At 41.1% G+C, this 23,184-nt stretch carries 14 protein-coding genes and 2 tRNA genes; 8 read left to right on the forward strand and 8 right to left on the reverse strand.

Features of this window, described 5'->3' with window-relative positions; all coding sequences use genetic code 11:
* Window positions 1-254 precede the first annotated feature (254 nt).
* On the forward strand, window positions 255-2,684 hold the full coding sequence (locus IPJ86_17240) for a T9SS type A sorting domain-containing protein (protein ID MBK7888967.1): 2,430 nt from the start codon (window positions 255-257) through the stop codon (window positions 2,682-2,684).
* 171 nt (window positions 2,685-2,855) lie between these two features.
* Here the strand turns inward: IPJ86_17240 and IPJ86_17245 are convergent.
* Window positions 2,856-2,940, reverse strand: a tRNA-Ser gene (locus IPJ86_17245).
* Between the two features lie 400 nt (window positions 2,941-3,340).
* Entirely contained in the window at window positions 3,341-5,722 is a 2,382-nt protein-coding gene (gene ppsA, locus IPJ86_17250; GenBank protein MBK7888968.1) for a phosphoenolpyruvate synthase, read from the reverse strand.
* Window positions 5,723-6,036: 314 nt separating this feature from the next.
* On the opposite strand from ppsA, the gene IPJ86_17255 reads away from it, so the two are divergent.
* Entirely contained in the window at window positions 6,037-6,456 is a 420-nt protein-coding gene (locus IPJ86_17255) for an OsmC family protein (GenBank protein MBK7888969.1), read from the forward strand.
* Window positions 6,457-6,895: 439 nt separating this feature from the next.
* Here IPJ86_17255 and IPJ86_17260 read toward each other — a convergent pair whose 3' ends face one another.
* Entirely contained in the window at window positions 6,896-7,900 is a 1,005-nt protein-coding gene (locus IPJ86_17260; GenBank protein MBK7888970.1) for a type I asparaginase, read from the reverse strand.
* Window positions 7,897-8,664, reverse strand: coding sequence for a TatD family hydrolase (locus tag IPJ86_17265; protein ID MBK7888971.1), 768 nt, complete (start codon window positions 8,662-8,664; stop codon window positions 7,897-7,899). Before IPJ86_17265 ends, IPJ86_17260 begins: the two co-directional genes overlap by 4 nt.
* On the opposite strand from IPJ86_17265, the gene IPJ86_17270 reads away from it, so the two are divergent.
* Window positions 8,644-9,693, forward strand: a complete 1,050-nt coding sequence (locus IPJ86_17270; GenBank protein MBK7888972.1) for a glycosyltransferase family 9 protein — start codon at window positions 8,644-8,646, stop codon at window positions 9,691-9,693. The two genes, IPJ86_17265 and IPJ86_17270, sit on opposite strands and share 21 nt — an antisense overlap.
* Before the next feature lie 99 nt (window positions 9,694-9,792).
* On the opposite strand, the gene IPJ86_17275 is transcribed toward IPJ86_17270, so the two are convergent.
* Window positions 9,793-10,314, reverse strand: coding sequence for an acyl-CoA thioesterase (locus IPJ86_17275; GenBank protein ID MBK7888973.1), 522 nt, complete (start codon window positions 10,312-10,314; stop codon window positions 9,793-9,795).
* A gap of 232 nt (window positions 10,315-10,546) precedes the next feature.
* Between IPJ86_17275 and IPJ86_17280 the strand changes: the two genes are divergently transcribed.
* The 3 genes from IPJ86_17280 to IPJ86_17290 are packed head-to-tail and all read left to right on the forward strand — an operon-like array spanning window position 10,547 to window position 12,252.
* On the forward strand, window positions 10,547-11,194 hold the full coding sequence (locus tag IPJ86_17280; protein ID MBK7888974.1) for a cupin-like domain-containing protein: 648 nt from the start codon (window positions 10,547-10,549) through the stop codon (window positions 11,192-11,194).
* Window positions 11,194-11,427, forward strand: a complete 234-nt coding sequence (locus IPJ86_17285) for a hypothetical protein (protein ID MBK7888975.1) — start codon at window positions 11,194-11,196, stop codon at window positions 11,425-11,427. Before IPJ86_17280 ends, IPJ86_17285 begins: the two co-directional genes overlap by 1 nt.
* 36 nt (window positions 11,428-11,463) lie before the next feature.
* A complete protein-coding gene (locus IPJ86_17290) occupies window positions 11,464-12,252 on the forward strand; it encodes an FkbM family methyltransferase (GenBank protein ID MBK7888976.1) in 789 nt (262 codons plus the stop codon).
* An 81-nt stretch (window positions 12,253-12,333) separates the two neighbouring features.
* Here IPJ86_17290 and IPJ86_17295 read toward each other — a convergent pair.
* A tRNA-Arg gene (locus IPJ86_17295) sits at window positions 12,334-12,406 on the reverse strand.
* 303 nt (window positions 12,407-12,709) lie between these two features.
* On the opposite strand from IPJ86_17295, the gene IPJ86_17300 reads away from it, so the two are divergent.
* Window positions 12,710-14,341 (forward strand): ATP-binding cassette domain-containing protein, encoded by a 1,632-nt coding sequence (locus IPJ86_17300; protein MBK7888977.1) that lies wholly within the window; start codon window positions 12,710-12,712, stop codon window positions 14,339-14,341.
* Between the two features lie 191 nt (window positions 14,342-14,532).
* Complete coding sequence (locus tag IPJ86_17305; protein MBK7888978.1) at window positions 14,533-16,455, forward strand: hypothetical protein; 1,923 nt, start codon at window positions 14,533-14,535, stop codon at window positions 16,453-16,455.
* Between the two features lie 233 nt (window positions 16,456-16,688).
* Here the strand turns inward: IPJ86_17305 and IPJ86_17310 are convergent, their stop codons facing one another.
* Together IPJ86_17310 and IPJ86_17315 are read right to left on the reverse strand one after the other, a co-directional pair.
* Window positions 16,689-17,273 (reverse strand): DUF3109 family protein, encoded by a 585-nt coding sequence (locus tag IPJ86_17310; GenBank protein MBK7888979.1) that lies wholly within the window; start codon window positions 17,271-17,273, stop codon window positions 16,689-16,691.
* 170 nt (window positions 17,274-17,443) lie between these two features.
* Entirely contained in the window at window positions 17,444-22,957 is a 5,514-nt protein-coding gene (locus IPJ86_17315) for a T9SS type A sorting domain-containing protein (protein ID MBK7888980.1), read from the reverse strand.
* Window positions 22,958-23,184: the final 227 nt, after the last annotated feature.

The raw sequence follows: 23,184 nt of genomic DNA on the forward strand, positions 1-23,184 counted from the left end.
CCCATGGCCCTTTATCTGATTCCGCTATATCAAATGCCCAAATCTCGCAACTGGATTTTTTTAAACTTTTAAAATATTTTTTGAATGAAGCATTTTGTTTGTGAGCCCATTTAAATAATTTTCAGTGGTGGTAGGGTAAGTTTATGAAAATGTTCTATAGCTTAATTTTAAGTTATAATTATTAACTCAAGGTTTACAAGGATGAATATAAAAAAATAGTATATTTACATGTGTAAAATTTTAATCACAACAAGATGAATTACGTAAAACTTAAAGTCATTATTTTATATTTACTATTTATTTCAACTTTAGCAGTTAAAGGACAATCGTGGATGCCGGTTGGAGGTGATTTTACAAATTGGCCCCAGGTAAATCGATCAGTGTCTCAAAACATGGCAATTGACAATAATGGTTTTCCCATTTCTTGTACTTACGAATATGGACATGTTTTAAGGAACTGGGATGGGGTAAAGTGGAATTACTTAACATCTCCGGCTCCTATTTTTCAGTATGGAGGTAATGGCATAATTAAATCAATGAAAATAAATAGTATTGGACAGCCCTATATATCTTGTCTTCTAAATGCAAGTAATCATGAAGTTAAAGTGTTTCGATGGAACGGAATTGCATGGGATTCTATCGGGGGGCAATCATTTTCACAGCTTTATGGAGGAGGTTTTATGGTTCTTGATTCATTGGGAAATCCAATTGTTGTTATGGGTGACGATTTAATTGATTCGGTTGTGGTAAAGCGTTGGGATGGTATATCATGGCATAATATGCCTTCCACAAATCTTGACCGGTGGTCAGTACCCGTGGCAATGGAAAGAAATCATTCAGGTGAAATATACCTGGCTGTCACAAATAATCAAACTCAATCACTCAATATATTAAATTGGAATGGGAGTACCTGGCAAACGATTGGCTCACAACTAAACCAGGGGCCTTATATTCATCCTTTTATGACTCTTGATAGTTCAGGTCTTCCTCTGGTTTCCTATCTGGACTTGACCGGAAACCTAAATTTTAAGCAATGGGATGGAATATCATGGAATTCCATAGCAAGTATGTCCATTGGATCAAATATTTTTGCTACTAGTCTTGTGATAAAAATTGACAATAGAAATCAACCAATAGTTGCATACAGAGATAGTCTTACAAATTACAAGTTAACAGTTAAAAGGTGGAATGGATCTAACTGGGTGGTTATAGGTACAGATGGTATTTCATTCGGACCAGTAATCGAAATTTATTTAGGCATTAAAGATTCCTCCAATATCTATGTTCAATATAAAGATGTAGGGCAGATGAATAGGGTTTGTGTGCAATATTGGAATGGAATAGAATGGAATTATGTTGGAGATGGAGGAGTATCAAAAGATCTGGCAAAATACAGATCCATCGCATTGGATAATTCTGGAAGACCTTTTGTAGCCTACTCTGATTTAAGTCGTAGTAATAAAATCACTGTTCGCCATTGGAATGATACGGTATGGACTGATGTAGGCAATGCAGGTTTTTCTCCTTCCGGAGCCGGTCATTTAATCATGACTCTGGATTCTTCAGATTTTCCAATTGTTGCATTTCAGGATTCTTCAATTGGCAATAAGTTATGTGTACAACGATGGAACGGAAGCACATGGAATTATGTTGGTGATAGTACCGGGCTATCAGCAGGAGAAGTAAAATATATTGGACTCACCATAAATAACCAAAACCACCCCGCAATTGCATTTCCGGATAGCATTTCAGGAGGTATAACTATTGTAAAAGAGTGGGATTGCAGCGTATGGAATCAGCTGGGTATATCGTCTGATTTTTCACCGCAAAACAAATATCAATATTTGACTGTTGACTCCCTTGGCAATATATGTATAGTTTATTCTAACGGAAACGGAAATTCTTTTGGTCGGCCTGAAGTTAAAAGGTGGAATGGAAACACTTGGACAAATATAGGTCCACCAACAGTAGTAGGGTCTGCGGCGGCATATCAAACTCATATGATATTTGACAATCTCGGCAATCCTATTATTTCATTTATTGCCTGGGATTTACAGCTTAACTACCAAACAGTCATAGTGCACCAGTTTAATGGTATTAACTGGAATCGAATTTCATCAGGCTATGGAGTAAACTATGGGGCTGCTGATGATCCAAATTTAGCAATTGACCATGCAGGTAATCTTTACGTCGCATACTTCAATAATGAAGTACCCCGAAAAGTAGAAGTTAGGAAATATCTCGGTACTTCTAACTGGATAAAAATTGCGGAGGAAAGTTTGCCACCGAGTGTTGATAAAACTTTCAATAATAATCGCTGGTTTGAAATAGATGACCAAGGTAACATGTTTATTGCGTTTAATATTGGGTTCCCATACGTTTTGAAGTTAGGTAATACTCTTACCGGAGCCGGTTCAATTCCTGTTGAAGATTTTAATTTTAATTTATATCCGAATCCGGCAAATGATAAAGTTACAGTCGTTTACTATGATATCGAACAAAGTCTATATGACTTGTCCATCACAGATATAAATGGTCGTGTTTTATTGAGGCAAGGTGGAACATCTACTGCTGGTGAGAATAGTGTTCAGATAGAAACCAGGTTCTTGCCTAATGGTATATATTTAGTCAAATTATTTTCAGAAGGAAAACAAATAATAAAGAAGTTGATTGTAATGAATTGATAATTCAGGCAAAAACTAGGTTGTTTCTGGTAAAAGTCAAACAAGAAATAAAATCAGTTTTTTATAACATATAATAATTTAAAAAATCGAGAGCGAGGTGGAGAGCGAGAGAGCGAAGAAAAAACAGAGCTAAGAAACTTCGCTCTCGCTCTGTTTCTCGCTCTGTTTTTGCGGAGAGGGAGGGATTCGAACCCTCGGTACCTTGCGGTACACACGCTTTCCAAGCGTGCTCGATCGGCCACTCTGACACCTCTCCTGTTTAATGATCAATCACTTCCCAAGATTGTATCAGCCACTCCACCTTCGCTAAAGCTTCGGCGGACAGGTCTGACACCTCTCCTCCTTATCCGGCGGCTTCCGGGGTACTATGATGTCAAAAAATGCTAAACGGAGTGCGAAGGTAGTGATTTTATACTTTTTCAGATTAGAAAGGTAAAATTGTAAGAGGACAGGTAAAATATATTACATAAATTTATGATATACAGCTTTTTGCATAGGATTTAGCTTTTAAAATAATAAAGCGACCTAATTCAATTGTCAAATTTTTAACCCGTAAACTTTAAACCTTGGGGGTCGTTCGCAACACTCGCTGGGAAACCTTAAACCTTGAACCATGAAGCAGAATCGCGAAAAGCGATACGCTTCATGGGAGCCCCTTAAACCTTTTCCGCTTCCAACATATTCTCAATCCCCCTAATCAACGCATCCGGATTAAAAGAAATACTATCAATGCCCTGATCAATTAAGAATTTGGCGAACTCAGGAAAATCACTTGGTGCTTGTCCGCATAAACCAATTTTTACACCTGCTTTTTTAGCTTTCTGTATGACATCTGAGATCATGGATTTTACCGCCGGATTGTTCTCGTCGAAGATGTCGCTGAGCAATGCGCTGTCACGATCGAGGCCGAGTGTGAGTTGTGTGAGGTCGTTGGAACCGATGGAGAAACCGTCGAATACTTTAGCGAATTCTTCAGCGAGGATGACGTTACTCGGGATCTCTGCCATGACATATATTTCTAACCCTTCGTCTCCGCGCTTCAAACCATATTCTTCCATTAGCCCGACTACTTTTTTACCTTCTTCAACAGTACGGCAGAATGGAATCATGAGTTTAACATTCGTTAGTCCCATTTCATTTCGTACTTTTTTCATCGCTTCACACTCTAACCGGAATCCTTCTTTATACCGCTCATTATAGTACCGCGATGCTCCTCTGAAACCGATCATCGGATTTTCTTCTTTCAGCTCGAATTCTTTTCCACCGATCAGATTCGCGTATTCATTACTCTTAAAATCGCTCATGCGTACTATGACGTCTTTCGGATAAAATGCGGCTCCTATGGTAGCCACCGCCTGAGCCAGTTTATCCACGAAGAAATGTGTCTTTGTGTCGTAACCTGCAGTGATTTCATCAATTTCTTTTTTTACAGTTTCATCTTTTAACTCATCGTATTTTACGAGCGCCATTGGGTGAATTCTGATGCTGGATGTGATGATGAATTCGAGTCGCATGAGTCCGATGCCTTTGTTGGGATAAAAAGAAAAACGATAGGCTTTATCCGGATCGCCGAGGATGAGCATAGGCGCTGTGCGTGGCATCTTTATGTTACGGAAGTCGAGTTTTTTTTCTTCCCAGGGGAGAATGCCATCATACACCACACCTGTTTTTCCTTCTGCGCAGGAGATGGTGATTTCCTGTCCGTCTTTTATAACGGTGGTGGCATTACCTGTTCCAACAATAGCCACTGCACCAACTTCTCTTGCAACAATTGCCGCATGACTTGTCCGGCCTCCTTTATTGGTGATGATGGCCGCTGCTTTTTTCAGAATGGGATCCCAGTCGGGATTGGTGATGTCGGTAACGAGAACATCTCCTTGTTGCAATAAATGTGCTTCTGCAGGAGAAGATAGAAGACGCGCTTTACCGCTGGCAATTCCGGAACCTACAGCGTTACCTTTTACCAATACGTTGCTTTTGCTTTTTAATGAATATTCCTTCATAATCAAAGGGTCCTTCTGCGAATGCACCGTCTCCGGTCTTGCCTGTACGATGAATAGTTTACCGCTCTTTCCATCCTTCGCCCATTCAATATCCATCGGACATTGATAATGGTCTTCAATGATCACCGACCATCTGCCAATCGTTTCAATCTCATCGTCGTTCAGCACAAATTCTTTTTGCTTTGCAAGCGGTGTTTCAATATTACGTAGAGGATTACTCCCCTCATGCTCTTGTGAATAGATCATCGTTTTCGCCTTGCTGCCCAACTTTTTAGAGATGATCGCATTTTTTCCGATTTTAAGTGTAGGCTTGAAGACATGAAATTCATCCGGTGTTACTGCTCCCTGCACAATATTTTCTCCCAATCCCCAGACTCCGGTGATGACAACCACATCCCTGAAACCGGATTCGGGTTCCAGCGTAAATGCAACTCCCGCACAGGATAAATCAGCACGCACCATCAACTGTACGCCGGCAGATAGCGCGACGTGAACATGTTCAAACCCATTGTCGATTCTGTATTTAATGGCCCGGTTATTATAGAGCGAGATGTAGCATTTTTGCACCGCCTTTACCACATCTTCTTCACCACGCACATTTAAAAAAGAATCATGTTGTCCGGCAAAACTTGCTGTGGGGAGATCTTCCGCGGAAGCACTGCTGCGAACAGCTACTTCTACCACACTTCCGTTTTCATCACATAGTTTCTTGTAAGCTGCAATAATTTCAGCTCTCAGACTTTCAGGTAAAGTTGCTTTTGTGAGTAGTGCTCTTGCTGCTGCGCCCACATCGTTTAAATTTGAAAAGTCAGCAGTGTCCAATCGTTTGAGAATTTGAGAAAGTTCTTCGTTTAATTTATTTTCATCCAAAAACAATCGAAAGGCATCCGTGCTTGTAGCAAAACCATCCGGAACTGCAATGCCCTTTCCGCTCAGTTTGCTGATCATTTCTCCGAGTGATGCGTTTTTTCCTCCAACCTTTGCAACGTCGCCATAGCTGATATCTACAAAGGGAATGGTATAGTTATTTTTCATAATGATGGGTAATCCTCAAATGTAACATTTAAATGCAGTTTCAATACCTGATTCATTCTAACGTCATACCTGATAGTTGTCAACTTTTTATTTCAAGTACTTTGTAAACGTTCATGCCTGTTGGTTCAACATCTGTATTAAGATCTTTTGTTTACAATAACTCCTATATCATTCTTAGTGCCCCTTAGTGCCCTTAAGTGCCTTAGTGGTTATTGACGAAATTATTAACCGAAGCTAAATTTGATTTCATTCGACAAAGGGATGAAAATTTTAACATCGGATTCACTATCTTTGCTCCGTAAAAAATTTACTATATGAAAATCATCAGAAGAGCCTCAGCCATCTGGAAAGGAACAGGCAAGGAAGGATCAGGAACAGTCAGCACACAAAGCACTGTATTAAATAATGCACAATATTCATGGGAGACCCGTTTCGCAGAAGGCGTTGGTACCAACCCTGAAGAACTCGTTGGCGCTGCACATGCCGGTTGCTATAGTATGAAACTCAGCTTCCTTATCGTTGCTGCCGGGTTCGTAGCCGATTCGATCAACACTTCAGCCAAAGTAACGCTGGAAGATGGAAAAATTTCCCACGTACAACTCGATGTAACCGCGAAAGTTCCCGGAATGTCAGCCGAGCAATTTGAAACTGCTGCACAGGAAGCAAAATCTACCTGCCCTATCTCCAAATCCCTTACCGCTGAGATCGGCCTTAACGCCACCCTCGAAGCTTAATTGCTTTTAATAACGCTGCGGTCGCCACTCATCATCGCGACCGCAGCGTTATTAATTACCTTGTCACCCAAATTGTCATCCTAATCTTTAACAAGGTCATGTTCGTGATATTTCGCGACTACTTTCGACAAACCTGTCTCAAACACCTTTTACACCATTTATTTTCAAACCTGTCTCCCGCCAGGGAGATCATCTCATCTTCAAATCTTCAAATCATAACATCTTCAAATCCACCCCATTTTCAAACCTGTCTCCCGCCAGGGAGATCATCTCATCTTCAAATCTGTCTCCCGACAGGGAGATCATAATATCTTCAAATCCACCTAATTTTCAAACCTGTCTCCCGCCATGGAGATCATCTCATCTTCAAATCTTCAAACCTGTCTCCCGCCAGGGAGATCATCCCATCTTCAAATTTTCAAATCACCGCATTTTCAAATTAAGAAATCTCTCCACACAATGAAGTTATCATCATCTTCTTCACTTTTTTACTATCCTTCGGATATTGCCCTAAAAGTACCATCAGTTTCGTCAAAGCTGCTTCTGTCGTTAAATCCGCTCCACTAATTACTCCAATCTCCTTAAGCAGTTTGCTCGTTTCATATTTCCCCTGTTCTACACTTCCACCTGAACATTGTGAAACATTGATCACTATCAAACCATTTTTTATGGCTGCCGCCAAAGCGCGTATGAATTTCGGATCTGTTGGCGCGTTGCCGCTGCCATAGGTTTCCATCACCAATGCTTTTAAATCCGGGACACTCAGGATATGTTCCATCCAGGCTTCCGTTATCCCGGGAAAGAGTCGTACGAGTCCGATATGTGGTTCCAGGGTGGTGTGGACAATCAATTTTTTGGTTGAAGGTTTTGACAAGAGGTCGAAGTCAAATTCTACATTTACGCCTACCGTCGCAAGTGGAGGACAATTCAGCGATTGAAAAGCGTCAAACATGGAAGAAGTAAATTTCTCTGCACGGTTTCCTCTGAAAAGTTGGTTATTGAAATAAATGCAGACTTCAGGTATTATAACTTTACCTGCAGCAATTTCTACGGATGTGATCAGGTTTCTTTTTGCATCCGTTCGGATAGCCCCTAACGGTAGTTGTGATCCGGTGAAGATGACCGGCTTGCTGAGATTTTCGAGCATGAAGCTCAGCGCGGAAGCTGAATAAGCCATGGTGTCCGTGCCATGCAGGATGACGAACCCATCGTACTTCGCAAAGTTTTTCTCAATAGTTTTTGCCAGCTTCACCCAACAGTCCGGAGTGACATTCGAACTATCTATGAGTTCCTCAAAGGCATGATGCGCTAATTTGCAACCCAACCGGTTTAATTCCGGTACCTGTTCACTGACTTTTCCGAAATCAAATGGTTTCAGTGCGCCGCCGGCATCGTGTTGCATGCCGATAGTACCACCGGTATAGATGATGAGAATTTTTTTCATATTCGGAAGAGTTTCTTTGCGTTGGCGGAGGTAATTTCTCCGGCTTCTTCAGGAGTGATGTTTTTTATTTCAGCTAATTTTTGGGCAACATGCAAAATATACCCTGGCTGGTTTCTCTTCCCACGGTGAGGCACTGGAGAAAGATAGGGGCCGTCGGTTTCAAGAACAATATGATCAAGAGAGAGTTCAGCGACGATCTTATCTACACCCCCATTTTTGTAAGTAAGGACACCACCGATACCAAGATAAAACCCCAACTCAATCATCGCCTTCGCCTGCTCCGGACTCCCACTAAAGCAATGAAAGACTCCCCGAAGTCCGGAAAGATTTAAATCCCGGAGAATGGAAATTACTTCATCATTGGCGTTTCTGGTGTGCAAAGCCACGGGTAAATCCAGCTCATACGCCCATTTTAATTGGATGCGAAGTGCCTCTTCCTGTTGAGATATATGGTCGAGTTCCCAATAACGATCCATCCCGATTTCGCCGATAGCAATGTAATTTCCGGTCTTCAGTTCCTTTTCGACAATCGACAGCTCTGTTTCAAAATTTTCTTTGACATAACAAGGGTGCAAACCCATCATCGGCAAACAATAATTGGGGTAATCTTCAGCCAGTTGCTTCAATCCGGCAATGGAGCCGGAATCAATATTGGGCAACAGCATATGAACCACTCCGTCATGCTTTGCAGCGTCAATCAAGGCCTTGCGGTCGGCATGGTATTCTTCCGCATAAAGATGAAGATGCGTATCGATGATTTGCATGCTGCGAATTTAACTAAGTTTGAGGCGTCAAAATACCGGGCCTTGCCTAAATTCCTCCTTATCCGTTTCAGTTCTATTGGCGATATCGTCCTTACCTCGCCTGTTATCCGTTGCCTCAAAGAGCAGGTGCCGGGGGCGGAAGTGCATTTTCTGACGCGATCGAATTTTAAAATGGTGCTTGAACATCACCCTCAGATCGATAAGCTCTGGACCAGCGATGGCAGCCTGGATGATGTAGCTGAAGATTTGAAGAAGGAGAAGTATGATGCTGTCATTGACTTGCACCATAATGTCCGGACACTCAAATTGAAAAGGCTGTTGAAGGTAAAGTCTTTTTCCTTCCGGAAATTGAACATAGAAAAGTGGCTGCTGGTGAACCTGCATATCAACCGCATGCCTCCGATACATATTGTTGATCGGTACCTCGAAACAGTGGCCTCTTTTAATGTAAAAAATGATCAGCAGGGACTCGATTTTTATCCTGAGCCCGGGGCGGAGAAAGTATTGGATCGGCTACCCCCTTCTCATCAAAATGGTTTTGTTGCTATAGCGATAGGAGCACAACATACGACCAAGATGATGCCCAGTGAGAAAATTGGCAGAGTAGTAAAATTACTTAAAATGCCGGTGGTGTTGTTGGGAGGGAAAGAGGATAAGGTACGCGGCAAGCAAGTGGAGATGGCTGCCGGGGCAATGGTTTGGAATGCCTGCGGACTTACTTCACTGGGTGAATCGGCGGAACTATTGAAGGCCGCTAAAGTTGTTTTAACGCATGATACAGGTTTGATGCATATCGCTTCTTCATTTAAAAAACCTATCGTCTCAGTTTGGGGAAACACAGTGCCTGCTTTTGGAATGTATCCCTATCTTCCCGGCCATGAAAATTTGTCGAAGATCATGGAAGTAAAGGATCTTAAATGCCGGCCATGTACCAAAATCGGTTTCGATAAATGTCCTAAAGGACACTTTCAATGTATGAGAGGAATTGAAGAAGAAAGAATTGTAGAGGCGATAAAATCTTTTTTATAGAGATGTGCAGTGACTGAATGACACTTCCCATTTACCTTTCTGATTTCTAAAAGTTCCACAGATAAGATTTTCAACAGGTGATCAATAAAATCGTTTGGATCAGATCTTCTCTTCAATAAACAATGCTTTTAATGCCGTTGCATCTTTCGCTTTCATCTTTCCTGCAAGAATCAGCGATAATTGTCTGCGTCGCAAGGCCCCTTCATAGCGTTGTTTTTCTTCATCTGTTTCAGGGGTGAGTCCGGGAACCTGTATCGGATTTCCAAGCTGGTCTACGGCCACGAAAGTGTAGATCGCCTCATTGCATTTGATCTTTTTGTTGCGTAGATTATCCTCTACCCAAACATCAATAAATACCTCCATGGAAGAATTAAAAGAGCGGGAAATTTTAGCCTGTAAAGTCACGATATCGCCCAGTTTAATGGGTTGACTGAAGGCAACGTTATTCACGGAAGCGGTAACCACAACGCGGCTGCAATGACGATGAGCAGCAATGGCGGCAGTGATGTCCATCCAGTGTAACAAACGACCCCCCATCAAATTTCCTAATGTATTTGTATCATTTGGCAAAACGATCTCGGTTGAAATGGCGATGCTGTCTTTTGGTGTTTTGGCTTGCATGGTTCTTGGTTCGTTCGCAAATTTAAGCATAAGTACCTGACTTGCCGGATGAGCTTATCGCAAAATGCTGTTTTTTTGAAATTTAAGAACTTTTTTTAGTAAAAACCTTTTTTATAATTGGGTTTTCAACCATTTGGGTGGAATTTGAAAATTACTAAAAAAATTTGCAAGGGATTATGTATTTTTTTAAATTTACCTTGAGTAATTGAGTCTTACTTTAATATGTTTTCATATGAACACTAAAACATTTAGTAAAAGTGTTTCTATAGGTACTATAGACAAGCGAAAAAACATCTCACGAAGGGAGTTGATTGAAGAGTATGTTATCCCCGGTATTCCCGTAGTACTTTGCGATGGGACCAATGACTGGAAGGCAATGGGAAAGTTAACTCCCGAGTTTTTCAAAAGTAAATACGGAACTCTTGTCAAGGAAGTAAAGGGAAAATCCTATACTATAGAAGACTTTGTGGACTTAATGTTAAATTCTACCGAAAGTAATCCTGCGCCCTATCCCTTTAATTTGAACGTTGAAGACTATTTTCCCGAATTACTTTTAGATTTTAAGCCGGAGATATTGTATGCCAAGTCAGATCGGGTTCATCATCCTTTATTGCCTAAGTTTATGTTGAAAGGCACTGAGGTATATGAAATATTTTTAGGAGGAAAGGGATCATCCTTCCCTTTTTTACATATCGATGCTTTATTCCTACACACCCAGATTACTCAAATTTATGGATCAAAAGAATTCATTTTGTATCCACCTGAACAAAGTGAATTCATGTATCCAAGAGAAGATAATCCTAAACTTTCGCAGGTAGATCCTATTCATCCCGATTTCGAAAAATTTCCTCTTTTAAAAATGCTAAGCCGATTAAAGTAATGGTCCATCCCGGTGAAACAATTCTGTTTCCAACCGGATGGTGGCATATTACGCAGATGTACGAACCTTGTATATCATTAGGCAGGATCCAGCTGAATGCAGCGAATTGGGATGCATTTGTGGGTGATAATTATGAGCTCTGGAAAAAATATAAACCACTTATGGCAAAACCGGCGCTTGTTTATTCTAAGATGCTTGGTGGGCTCATGAACCTGCAGGAGAAGTTTATGTAGTGGTGTTTGTTGCAACAAATAGTCTATTTTTGCAACATGCTTCCACAAATTTTTAAATCTACAGTAAAGAAAGTGCTCGGTATTGATTCACAATCGGGTGTTGAACCAATACAAAATCTTCACAAAGTGGGTTCCAATTACCATGGTTATTTTATACCTGCTGATTTTCTAAAAAGTGATTCTATCTGTTATTGTATTGGTGCCGGAGAGGACATCTCTTTCGACACAGAGCTAAAGATACTCTATGATGCTCAAATCTACATATTTGATCCGGCACCGGAAGGGATAGAACATTTTAAGAAATTGGTCGATGTAACAGCAAGGGGAGAGCAGCTTTCTATAGGTAAGAAACAACCTTTCACCTACAGAATTAATGCAGCACAGTTATCACAAATAACTTATATCGATGTAGGGGTTTGGGAGAAAGAAGCTATATTAAAATTCTATGAACCGGATTTAGAAAATTATGTTTCGCATTCGGTGCATTTATTCAAAGATTCCGGAAAATTTATCGAAGCGCCGGTAGATCGATTGAAGAATTTAATGAAGAAACAGAATCATTCTGCAGTAGATCTTGTCAAGATAGAAATTGAAGGGGCGGAGTATACCGTGATCGACACGATCATTGAAGATAAACTCGACATCAAAGTGATTTTAGTAGAATTTGATGAAGTATATCATATGAAAGGTTTTAAGCATTTATTTCGCATCAAGAATTCTACCAATAAATTGCGCAAAGCCGGGTATGTGCTTGCTCATTCCACTGATCACTATAAAAGACTTTTTGTGCGGAGGGATGTGTGTCATCAACTCGGAAAAAATTAGTCGCAAAATCAAATTAAACGTTGAAAAGTACTTTATAATATAGAAGCCGTAGCGTCAGTTGCGGCTTCTTGCATTTACCAGTGCACTCGGCGGGACTCGAACCCACAACCCTCAGAATCGGAATCTGATATTCTATCCATTGAACTACGAGTGCAAATTGTACTAATACTCTTTTTTAATCCGGTAGCGTGCCGTTAGCGAAGCGATGGCTCTGCTACCGGGGAACTACGACTGCTAATCAATTCTTGCCCGGTAAGCAGAACAAGCGCCGCAAAAGTAAGAATTGTAAGCAAGACACTTTTCTGAATGCTACAAGTGTCAGGTAATCAGCATTATAATTGGTTTGTTAAATCCCGCTTGGTTCAATTCTGATCAAACCTGCCTGCCGGCCATCGGATTCTTCATTTTTAATTTCAAATTAAAACCCTACCTTCGCAGGCCCAAAAATATCCTTAAAATGATCTCAGTATCAAATCTTTCCCTTCGTTACGGTAAGCGTGTCCTTTTCGAAGAAGTTAATCTCAAATTTGTTCCCGGTAATTGCTACGGCGTTATTGGCGCAAACGGTGCCGGAAAGTCGACTTTCCTGAAAATTTTGTCCGGTGAGATCGATCCTTCTACCGGTCAGGTTTCTATGAACCCCGGTGCCCGTATGAGCGTTTTGAAGCAGAATCACTTTGCTTTTGATGAATTTCAAGTGCTCGAAGCGGTGATGATGGGTAATATGAAGTTGATGGAAGTGATTCGTGAAAAAGATGCCGTGTATGCAAAACCGGATTTTAGCGAAGCCGACGGACACCGGGCAGCGGAACTGGAGATACAATTTGCGGAAATGGGTGGATGGGATGCAGAAAGTAATGCAGCCAGTTTGTTAAGTGATTTGGGCGTGAAGGAAGATTTGCATCAGAAGAAAATGTCGGAAATAAGCGGTAAGGAAAAGGTCCGCGTTTTATTAGCCCAGGCGCTTTATGGAAATCCTGATATTCTGTTGCTGGATGAGCCAACGAATGACCTCGACGTTGAAACGATTACCTGGTTGGAAAACTTCCTCGCCGATTTTCAAAATACGGTGATTGTTGTAAGTCACGACAGGCATTTTCTGGATTCCGTTTGTACGCATGTCGCTGATATCGATTTTGGAAAGATGAATTTATATTCCGGTAACTACACGTTCTGGTATGAATCCAGTCAGCTGGCTTTGCGTCAGAGGTCTGACCTGAATAAAAAAGTAGAAGACAAACGGAAAGAACTGCAGGATTTCATCGAGCGATTTAGTGCCAATGCCTCTAAATCGCGTCAGGCGACGAGTCGTAAAAAATTGCTCGAGAAGTTGGTGGTGGAAGATATACAGCCATCTACCCGTAAATACCCCGCCATTATTTTTAAAGCGGAACGAGATTGCGGTGATCAGCTTTTAAAAGTGGAGGCCTTGAGTAAAATTTCGAATGAAGGTTTACAATTTTTTAGTGATATTACTTTCTCTATTGCTAAAGGCGATAAGATTGCGGTTATCTCTAAAGAACGTCGGGCTGTCACTGCTTTCTTTGAAATTATTACCGGAAACGATACTGCTACGGGAGGAACTTTTGAATGGGGGACTACCATAACCAGATCTTATTTACCCAATGATAACTCTACTTTTTTCAAAGAAGAAATGATTCTCATTGATTGGCTCCGTCAGTTTTCTAAAGAGAAGGAGGAAACTTTTGTCCGTGGTTTCCTGGGGAAGATGTTGTTTTCGGGAGAAGAGTCATTGAAAAAATCAACCGTGTTATCCGGAGGGGAGAAAGTGCGTTGTATGATTTCACGAATGATGTTGACCAATGCCAATTGTCTCATCCTCGATGAACCCACCAATCACTTAGATCTCGAATCGATTACAGCATTCAACAATGCCATGCAGGATTGGCGCCATATCGCCCTCTTCAGTTCACATGACCATGCCTTTACACATTCTGTCGCTAACCGCATCATCGAATTAACTCCATCTGGAATTATCGACAAACGCATGACCTACGATGAATACCTGGAAGACGAAACCGTAAAAGCCGCTCGTGAGAAGATGTACGGCGCGATGGTGACAATCTAGTTGTCTTAGATATCTGACTTTTATTTAGATCGTATTTTCAGGTGTCATATCATTTTTTAATTCAGAATTCAGAATTCAGAATTCAGAATTGCCCCACCCCCCTTACAGGCTGCATTCTTAATTCTGCATTCTTAATTCTGAATTCTGAATTAACTCCGTATCTTCGATAGAATGAATCCGGTTATCAACCCATGATTTCTTCACCGCCTATCCGTTACTTTATCTTCTACTTGATGATCGGCGTGTTCCACTTTATACCATCATCGGCTCAGCAGCTCCCTCCAAATGCGGACGACTCTGTTTTTGTAAAAGCCGGACTTCTGGTAATTATGCGGGATACCTTTTTCGTTACTTCTACGGATACGTTATTCGCCAGTGAAGGAAGAACTATCCGCCTGCGTCGTGATCCATACGAAAGATCAAAAATGTTTTATGATTCGCTGGCGGTAAAAACAGGTAAGCATAAAATGATGAAAGGGCTCTATCGCCTGCTGGTGAGGGATGTGAACCCGGTCATCATCGTTGCAAAGAATGATAAACCCAGGGATAGTTTTTTTAAAAAGTACAATGGTAAAATAGTAAGAAACATCAGCACTTTACGTATACCGTTGCTGGAAGGAGATGTAAATGATACCCTTTGGGGCGAGTTTAATAAGTGGGGACGTATCCTGAACTGGCATCCCCAAACAAAGAAAAGTCTGATTATTGGATCAGGCCTCGTGATGAAAGGGGATAAGGTAGAAGGTACTGTTCTTGCAGATATGGAACGCCTCGTGCGTGAGATGAGTACGATTCGTGATGCAAAATTGTATGTGCGGCCTGTGGTGGGTACCGACTCTGTTGATTTGGTGATGGCAACACAGGATTATTTTCCAATTAGCGCAAGTGGTAATTATCAATCGCCGGAGAGTTTTACCGCAAGAATTTCCGACCGTAATATCACCGGATCAGCAGTGGAGATTGGTCTTGTTTATCAAAGAAATGCTTCATTGGATCCTGATGATGCCTATAGTGTTTCAGTACAGCAACCCAATCTGTTCAGACGTTTCATTTATGGAAGAGTTTATGCGCAGGAGCGGGGAGCAAGAGCCGAGCAAGGCATAGAATTCAGCAGGGGATTTTTATCAGAAGCACTTCGTGATATAGGCGGAGTTTTTTTTAGAAACATCACGGACAGAAATGTGCCCGATAGTGCAAGCAGCAAGTTCCGCACTTTAAATGGAGGATTCTGGTATGGTCGTGTATTGAAAACGAGGTATGAATGGACACTCATTCCTGCTATATCGTATGAATTTAATGTTTTTCCGAAACCACTTCCGGGAAGCGTTTATTATTCCTATCTTAAACAAGAAAGGCATATCATGTTGGCGAGTCTGAATTTTATTCAACGTCGATTCCTCAGAAGTGCATTAGTGAAAGTTTTTGGAATATCTGAGTATATACCTGTAGGTTTTTCATTTAAAGTAATTGGCGGAGTAGAAAATACTTCTGTCTTCGCCAGAAATTATGTTGGCGGTCAGGCTGAGTATGCCACATTTGTCAACGATGTTGGATATTTCTCAGCAAGCGTAGTGACCAGTACCTTTTTAAGATTAGGGGATGTTGAAGATCAACTGAGGGCCATCAATGGTACCTATTATACTCCGCTAATGAAACTTGGCCCAACACGATGGAGACAATTTCTTGATGTGGATTATAAAAGCGTTGAAAAACCTGCTACTTCCGGATTATTTACTTTGAAAGGTCCGTGGTCAGATTCACTTGGCATAAATCCACAAGGTGACGAACTCTATCGCATTGGATTAAGAACTGTTTTTTTTATGCCCTGGTATATTTATGGATTTCGCTTTTCTTTTTATGATGGTTTCGAGTTTAACTGGATTAAGTCGGAAGGAGTGTACGAAAATGAGAAGAGGTATTTCCCCACCTTTCGGTTAGGCTTACGCTTGCAGAATGATCTGCTAACCTATACTGCATTTTCGTTTCAGGCAGCATGGTCTCCAAGTGCAAATAATTTTGACCCCTATTTTAGTTTAACTTTAAAAACGTTCGTCCTTCCGTTGTTCAATGGATTGAAAGTAGATCGGCCGGTGTACCTCAGCGCCGGTGAGTAGCTGCCGGCTGCCGGCTACCAGCTGCCGGCTTCCAGCTGCTCTACTGGCTATTTTTTTATGTCATTGGCTATTGCTGAACAAAAAAAATTAAACTCTTTAAACTTTCGAATCTTATAAAACTTTAAAGCTTTAACTTTAACTTTAAACCTTAAACTTTGAACCATGAAGCAGAATCGCAAAAAGCGATACGCTTCATGGGAGCCCCTTAAACTTTGAACTTTAAACTTTGAACTTTAAACCTTAAACTTCTCTTTCCTATAAGCTTCTGCAACAACCTCAAGTTCATTGTACCACTCTTCACCGTACTTCCTGATTAAAGCTTCTTTTAAAAATTTATAGACTGGCACCTTTAGATTTTTTCCAAGTGTACAGGCAGCACTGCAAATGCTCCATCGGTCATAATTTACAGCATCGTAGTCTTTTAATTTTTGAATGCGGATAGGATAAAGGTGACAGGACACCGGTTTCCGGAAAGTAATTTTTCCTTCAAAATAGGCTTTTTCAAAGGCACATTTGGCGATTCCGTTTTCAAAAATTGTATAAACACATTCACGGTGACCATCTATTATTGGAGTGACAAGATCGCCGTCTGCATCTTTAAGATACAAGCCTTGTTGTTCGATACTTTGAAGTGCTTCTTGCTGCAGGTAAGATTTAATAACCGGAAAAGCATTTTCTATTTCCTTCATTTCCGACTCTTCCAGAGGTGCACCGGAGTCGCCGGCAACGCAGCATTCTCCTTTGCATTTTTCAAGATCACATACAAATTGATTTTCTACAAGGTCAATAGATACCAGTGTTGTTCCTATCTGTAGCATGTATTTGGATTTTGTTAATTCGTGGAAAATTTTTGGAATAGTGCACGCGAATGCAAAAGTAAGATTATTTTGAAGTGTTTTGTCATAGAGGAAATGCTGATTTTCAAATTTTGTGGAAAAAGCAAGGCCCCGTCATTGACGAGGCCTTGATCTAAAACCAATAAACTACTTTATTCCAAAATGATTCGAATAGTTTCGGAGGCATTTCTTCCTCTTATATTCATAGTGTAAATGCCTGAAGCGAGATGGCTTATGTTCACTGGGATCAGGTTTTCCCCTTCTGTTCCTGAAATACTACGTTGTAAAACTTGTCTTCCGGTTACGTCAGATAGGTTCATGTCGATTTGCTGATCTGCATCTAGCGTTATGGCTACGAAAAGATTTTCTGAAGCAGGATTCGGATACACCTGTAGGGTACTGAAAGCGGTACCTGAACCTATGCGTGGACAAACAGAAGTACTGATGTTCTCCAATTTCCGGAGAGAGCTGCTACCGCAACCGTTTGAAGCTTTCACTGAAATGGTAAAGCTTGATACCGGATTGAAGCCCATCATTACATTTAGAGTTTTAGTGCCTTGTCCGCTAAGAATCTGCACGAATGAAGGGACAATCCAGGTATATGCCGTAGCACCTGTCAATGCCTGGACTTCGTAGGTGTAAAGTTGATTCGCGCATGTAATGGTAGATCCTGAAATGGTGCCCGGTATTGCAGGCGCTCCGATAACGGATAAAGTTCTGGTAGCACCACCGCCACAACTGTTTATTGCGTAAACACTAATTGTTCCACCGGTAAAGGCTCCGCTATAGTCAACGGTAATCGTACTTGTACCTTGTCCACTGGCTATGCTGGCTCCTGCCGGTACTGACCATTGATAAGAAACTGCTCCAGGTACTGCTGCACAGGTGTATCCCACTCCCAGTGCACCGCAAACTCCTTTATTAAGTCCATTGATAGATAATGGAGCCTTCAGGATGTTTCTTGAAATTGAACGAATTCGTTCCGGACTGTTTCCACAACCATTTGATGCAATTACAGAAATGTCTCCACCTAAGAAGTTGGCATCATAGAGTACGGTGATGATATTAGTTCCCTGTCCACCTTGAATTGTGGCACCTGCAGGAACTGTCCAGGTATAATTTGTTGCTCTTGAAACTAACGCTACAGAATATACGAAGTTGTCGCCGGCACAAGCCTTGTTTGATCCTGAAATGCTCGCTGGTCGAACCGGTTTGCTTAATTGCAGTGCAATAGAAAGGCAACTCGGCGTACTGATGCCACATGCCGCCGTATAGCTGACGCATATATCTCCGCTTAATCCACTATGAATAACAGAGAATGGCCATTTCACTACCAATGTATTTGATCCCTGACCACTTAAAATGATAGTGCCTGCCGGAACAGTCCAATTATAAGAGGTGGCTCCGGGAATTGCAGCAATACTATAAGTAATCTGTTGGCCGGTAGGTGCACACATTTGCGCTGGACCACTGATCGGACCCGGTGCAGGACAACCTGTACAACCATCATCTGTAAGACCATCGCAATTATCATCCAATCCATTGCAGATTTCTGTAGCTAGAGGATTTATTGCAGCATTGCTATCGTCACAATCATCATTGTTGAAAACATAATTCCAGTTCGGTGCAAGGCAACTGTCAACATAAACATTTCCATCTCCATAACCATCGTTATCTGCATCAGCAAAATATGTGGTTATAGTCAATCCTTCATCAATTGTGCCACTGCAATTATCATCCAGTTCATTGCAGATTTCTGTTGCAGCAGGATTTACCGCAGCATTTCCATCGTTGCAATCGTTATTGTTGAAGACATAGCTTCCGGCAGGAGGACTACATGCATCAATATAGATGGCACCATTTCCATAACCATCTCCATCTGCATCTGCAAAGTAGGTGATAAATGTGAGTCCATCATCGGTAAGCCCATTGCAATCATCATCTATAGTATTGCAGATTTCTATAGCAGCAGGATTTATCGCAGCATTACTATCGTTGCAATCATCGCTATTGGTAACATATCCGGAGGGAGGAGTGGGGTTTGATCCCGTGATGAATTGCGTCGCATCTCCATAACTGTCACCATCTGCGTCAGCATAATAGGTGTACGTACCACAACCTTCGTCGGTAGTTCCATCACAGTTGTCATCTATACTATTACAAATTTCGATGGTACCCGGATTTATTGTGTTATTGGCATCATTGCAATCAGTACTATTATTTACATAGCCCGACGGAGCACCATCACAGGTAGTTTGACTTAATGCAGATGATCCATAGCCGTCAGCGTCAGCATCGATGTAATACGTAAGGAAGGTTAATCCATCATCTGTTAATCCATTACAGTTGTCGTCAATTGAATTGCAAATTTCTGCAACTCCGGGATTGATAGCTGCATTTCCATCGTTACAATCGGTGTTGTTTCCAACGTAGCCAACAGGTGGAGTTGGACTAACAATGGTTACACTTACAGAAGGATTTCCATAAGTATCTCCATCACTGTCTTGATAGTATGTAAATGTACTGCAACCCTCATCCGTTTGCCCGTCACAATCATCATCAATGGCATTGCATTGTTCTGCTGCACCCGGATAGACAAAAATGTTTAGATCATCACAATCTGTGTTATCAGCTACATAGCCGGATGGTTGATTACAATCCTGGACAGAAGAGGTTGGGTTTCCGAAATTATCGCCGTCATTATCCGCATACCAGGTTAGCAGAGGATTAACTGATACGGTTGAGGCGAGAGATGTAGCACTGCAATTATTAATATCATATACCGTAACTGTATAAGATCCTGCAGTACCGGTTACAATATTTTGACTCGTTTCACCGGTTGACCAGAGATACGCATTAGCAGTACTGGCACTCAAAGTGGTAGTAGCTCCCTGACAAATTGTAGTACTCAACGGTGTGATAGTTGGTGTAGCCGGATTCGTAAATACAGTGACGTTAACCGGAAGAGAATTTTCAAAACATCCCGCCGCATTATATACAGTTACTGAATAGCTGCCACCGGATGATACAATAATACTTTGCGTTACTTCTCCGGTACTCCATAAATAAGAAGCTGCTGCATCGCTACTAAGTTGAACAGATCCACCCTGACAAAAACTCAATGGTCCGCCTGCTGTAATGGAGGGCACTGGAGGTGTCGAGAAGACAGTGTTTGCTGAAACATTATTACATGTACCGGATGCACCGAAAGAATAGGAACGTGCATAATATGTTCCGGTGGGTAAACTGCTGAAGGTAATTGCAGAATTTGTTACCTGGGGTGTACCATAAGCGATATTGTCTTTGTACAACTGAACAGTGTAAGGGGCTAAACCACCACTTACAGAATAATCAATTGTTCCCAGACAACCGGGTAATTGTGAAGAGGAAGTAATAGAAACAACGTTGGCGCAATTTTCCGTGTATTGGGCAGTCAATTCATAAGCTCCAAACGTAGAGAATGCAGGGAGCAGGCGCAAGTAGTAGTTTCCTGCTGAAAGTCCGGTTAAGTTTAATGAATTTAATGCCGGTCCGGTCCATGCGCCACTTGAAATATGAGTGGCATTTGTATCAGCGTATAGTCTATAATTGAAAGTGGGATAAGCCGTATTGAAATGATTTTGTTCAATGGCGGCATTGATGGTCATTGCGCCGGAACCGTCATACCCTATAACCCACCAGTCAATATTATCTTTGTCTAAATTGTAGTAGAAGTTTAAATGGCCGCTCTTTGCTGTATTGGCAGGTAAGAGTGTAGCAGTAGTGGGAATATCATTGTTTGCTGCGTCTTCTGCCGGAAAATTCATTGGTTCGAGTGATGTAGTCAACGTATAAGGCGTAAATTCATATGCATAGTAATTTCGAATGCGGATATAGTACGTCCCTGCAGCCAGATCATTCGCAGTTTGACTTAGAATAGAATTACTGTATCCATTGAATAAAACAGTTGTTCCGTTATTGTCCAATAAAGTAGCATAAGTGTATTGGCCAAGCTCCGGATCAATGGTAACGGTTAACTTCCCATCTACAGGAAGTGTTAAAGCATAATAATCATTCAGATCATCATAATCGTTATAAAAATAACCTATATGTCCGGTGACACTTGTATTTACAGGGAGAGGTAGAGCAATTTCAACACTATCATTTAGCTCAGCATCATTAGCTAGTGGGGCGACATTCAGGTTTACAGTGAGATCGTATGGAGCAAATTCGCTAAGGTAGTACGTTTTAACTCGAATAAAATATGTTCCCGCTGCCAGGCCGTTTTTGTTGAATGTTGCCGTTGTTGTGGTATAACTTCCTGCAAGGTCTGTGACACCATCATTGTCAAACAATTCAGCATACACATTTTGAGTATTCAAAGAATGAATCTTGAAAACAATTTCTCCATCAGCATTGGTAGTCACCTGATACCAGTCATTCACATCGTCATAACTCATGTACGTGTATCCAATATGCCCGGTAACTGAATCGCCCGGATTCATAACCACAGCGGTTGCCGGTGTATTATTGTTTTCAGGATCATCCGGAACGGTGGGCACAAGATTCAAACGGATAGCATAGGGTGCCCACTCTGAATCATAAAAATTTCGTACTCTTACATAGTAAGTTCCTGCAGCTTTTCCATTTATAGAATAAGTTGCTCCGGTAGTCGTATAACTTCCGGTGAGGATGCTAACGGTGTCTCCGTCAAAAATTTGTGCAAATACATTTTGACCATTGAAGACATCTAGTTTTATAAAGATATGTCCGTCTTCAGTTGTTGTAAATTTGTACCAATCTCTTAAATCATCGTTACCATTGTATCTATAACCAATATGTCCATTGATGGAGTCGTTTAAGTTAATATTTGTGGCATTAAGTGCAAAATCATTTGAAATACCCGATTCCGTGGTGTTAGGCGGAAGTACAAGATTATTTTTTAATTTATACGGAGCAAATTCTTGCGGATAAAAAGTTTTCACCAGTATATAGTATGTGCCGGGAGCAAGACCGTCTTCACTGTATGTGTTAGTAGTTGTCGTATAGCTTCCTGCAAGAATTGTCGTTCCATCGCCATCATAAAGTAGCGCATATACATTTTGACTGTTTAAACTTGTGATGGTGAAATCCAATCTGCCATCAAGGTTTACTGTAACAGCCCACCAGTCATTGAGATCATCATACAAATTATGATAATAACCGATATGTCCGGTAACAGAATCATTCAAAGCCAGTAGGGTTGCCTGTGTATACACATCGTTTGTTGCGGGATCATTGGGTACACTAACTGCAGTAAAAGTGGGTGTAAAACTGTAGCTAGTCACTTGACTAGTATAATAGGAATATAATTTTATATAGTAATAGCCGGCTGCAAGTCCTGTTGCGTTAATACTGTTGGTGGTGCCGGTGTAACTTGAAGCAAATTGCAACACACCCAAAGTGTCGTAAATCTGACAATGTATATAATTTCCGTTTAAGGATGTCCAACTTAAAGTTAGTGTTCCGTCATCAGGAATGGAAACGGTCCACCAGTCATCTTCCTGCGCTAATCCTGCAGTTCCGGTCTCCGTTTGTCCTAATAATACTGTGTTCGCAAGATCCCACGTATCGTTGGGCTCTGTTTCCGCTTTTGCATATCCTGAAAACAGGATTAAAAGCATGATCAATGTAGCTAATTTTTTCATGGTTTTAGAATTTTTTCAAATGTCAATGAATAAATAATGTGCTGCAATACTACATTTGGGTTATTTTGTAGTATTAATTGGTAAAAATTTCAAGTATTTTCATGGGTACTAATATTATCTTGTATTTCATCGGAATAGTGACTATGTTAAGGCATAGTTAACACTTGCTTTTTGCAATGAGATTCGAGTGTATAGTTTTAAAAGGAACTGTTGCATAGAAATTAGAT

This window comes from Bacteroidota bacterium, assembly GCA_016713925.1.
GTDB lineage: Bacteria > Bacteroidota > Bacteroidia > AKYH767-A > OLB10 > JAJTFW01.

Bases quoted from the DNA above. Each gene is read 5' to 3' on its own strand.
- ppsA (MBK7888968.1), bottom strand. From the start codon at position 5,722: ATGAAAAATAACTATACCATTCCCTTTGTAGATATCAGCTATGGCGAC.
- IPJ86_17280 (MBK7888974.1), top strand. From the start codon at position 10,547: ATGAACACTAAAACATTTAGTAAAAGTGTTTCTATAGGTACTATAGAC.
- IPJ86_17260 (MBK7888970.1), bottom strand. From the start codon at position 7,900: ATGAAAAAAATTCTCATCATCTATACCGGTGGTACTATCGGCATGCAA.
- IPJ86_17265 (MBK7888971.1), bottom strand. From the start codon at position 8,664: ATGCAAATCATCGATACGCATCTTCATCTTTATGCGGAAGAATACCAT.
- IPJ86_17290 (MBK7888976.1), top strand. From the start codon at position 11,464: ATGCTTCCACAAATTTTTAAATCTACAGTAAAGAAAGTGCTCGGTATT.
- IPJ86_17270 (MBK7888972.1), top strand. From the start codon at position 8,644: ATGCGTATCGATGATTTGCATGCTGCGAATTTAACTAAGTTTGAGGCG.
- IPJ86_17305 (MBK7888978.1), top strand. From the start codon at position 14,533: ATGATTTCTTCACCGCCTATCCGTTACTTTATCTTCTACTTGATGATC.
- IPJ86_17240 (MBK7888967.1), top strand. From the start codon at position 255: ATGAATTACGTAAAACTTAAAGTCATTATTTTATATTTACTATTTATT.
- IPJ86_17255 (MBK7888969.1), top strand. From the start codon at position 6,037: ATGAAAATCATCAGAAGAGCCTCAGCCATCTGGAAAGGAACAGGCAAG.
- IPJ86_17310 (MBK7888979.1), bottom strand. From the start codon at position 17,273: ATGCTACAGATAGGAACAACACTGGTATCTATTGACCTTGTAGAAAAT.
- IPJ86_17315 (MBK7888980.1), bottom strand. From the start codon at position 22,957: ATGAAAAAATTAGCTACATTGATCATGCTTTTAATCCTGTTTTCAGGA.
- IPJ86_17275 (MBK7888973.1), bottom strand. From the start codon at position 10,314: ATGCAAGCCAAAACACCAAAAGACAGCATCGCCATTTCAACCGAGATC.
- IPJ86_17300 (MBK7888977.1), top strand. From the start codon at position 12,710: ATGATCTCAGTATCAAATCTTTCCCTTCGTTACGGTAAGCGTGTCCTT.
- IPJ86_17285 (MBK7888975.1), top strand. From the start codon at position 11,194: ATGGTCCATCCCGGTGAAACAATTCTGTTTCCAACCGGATGGTGGCAT.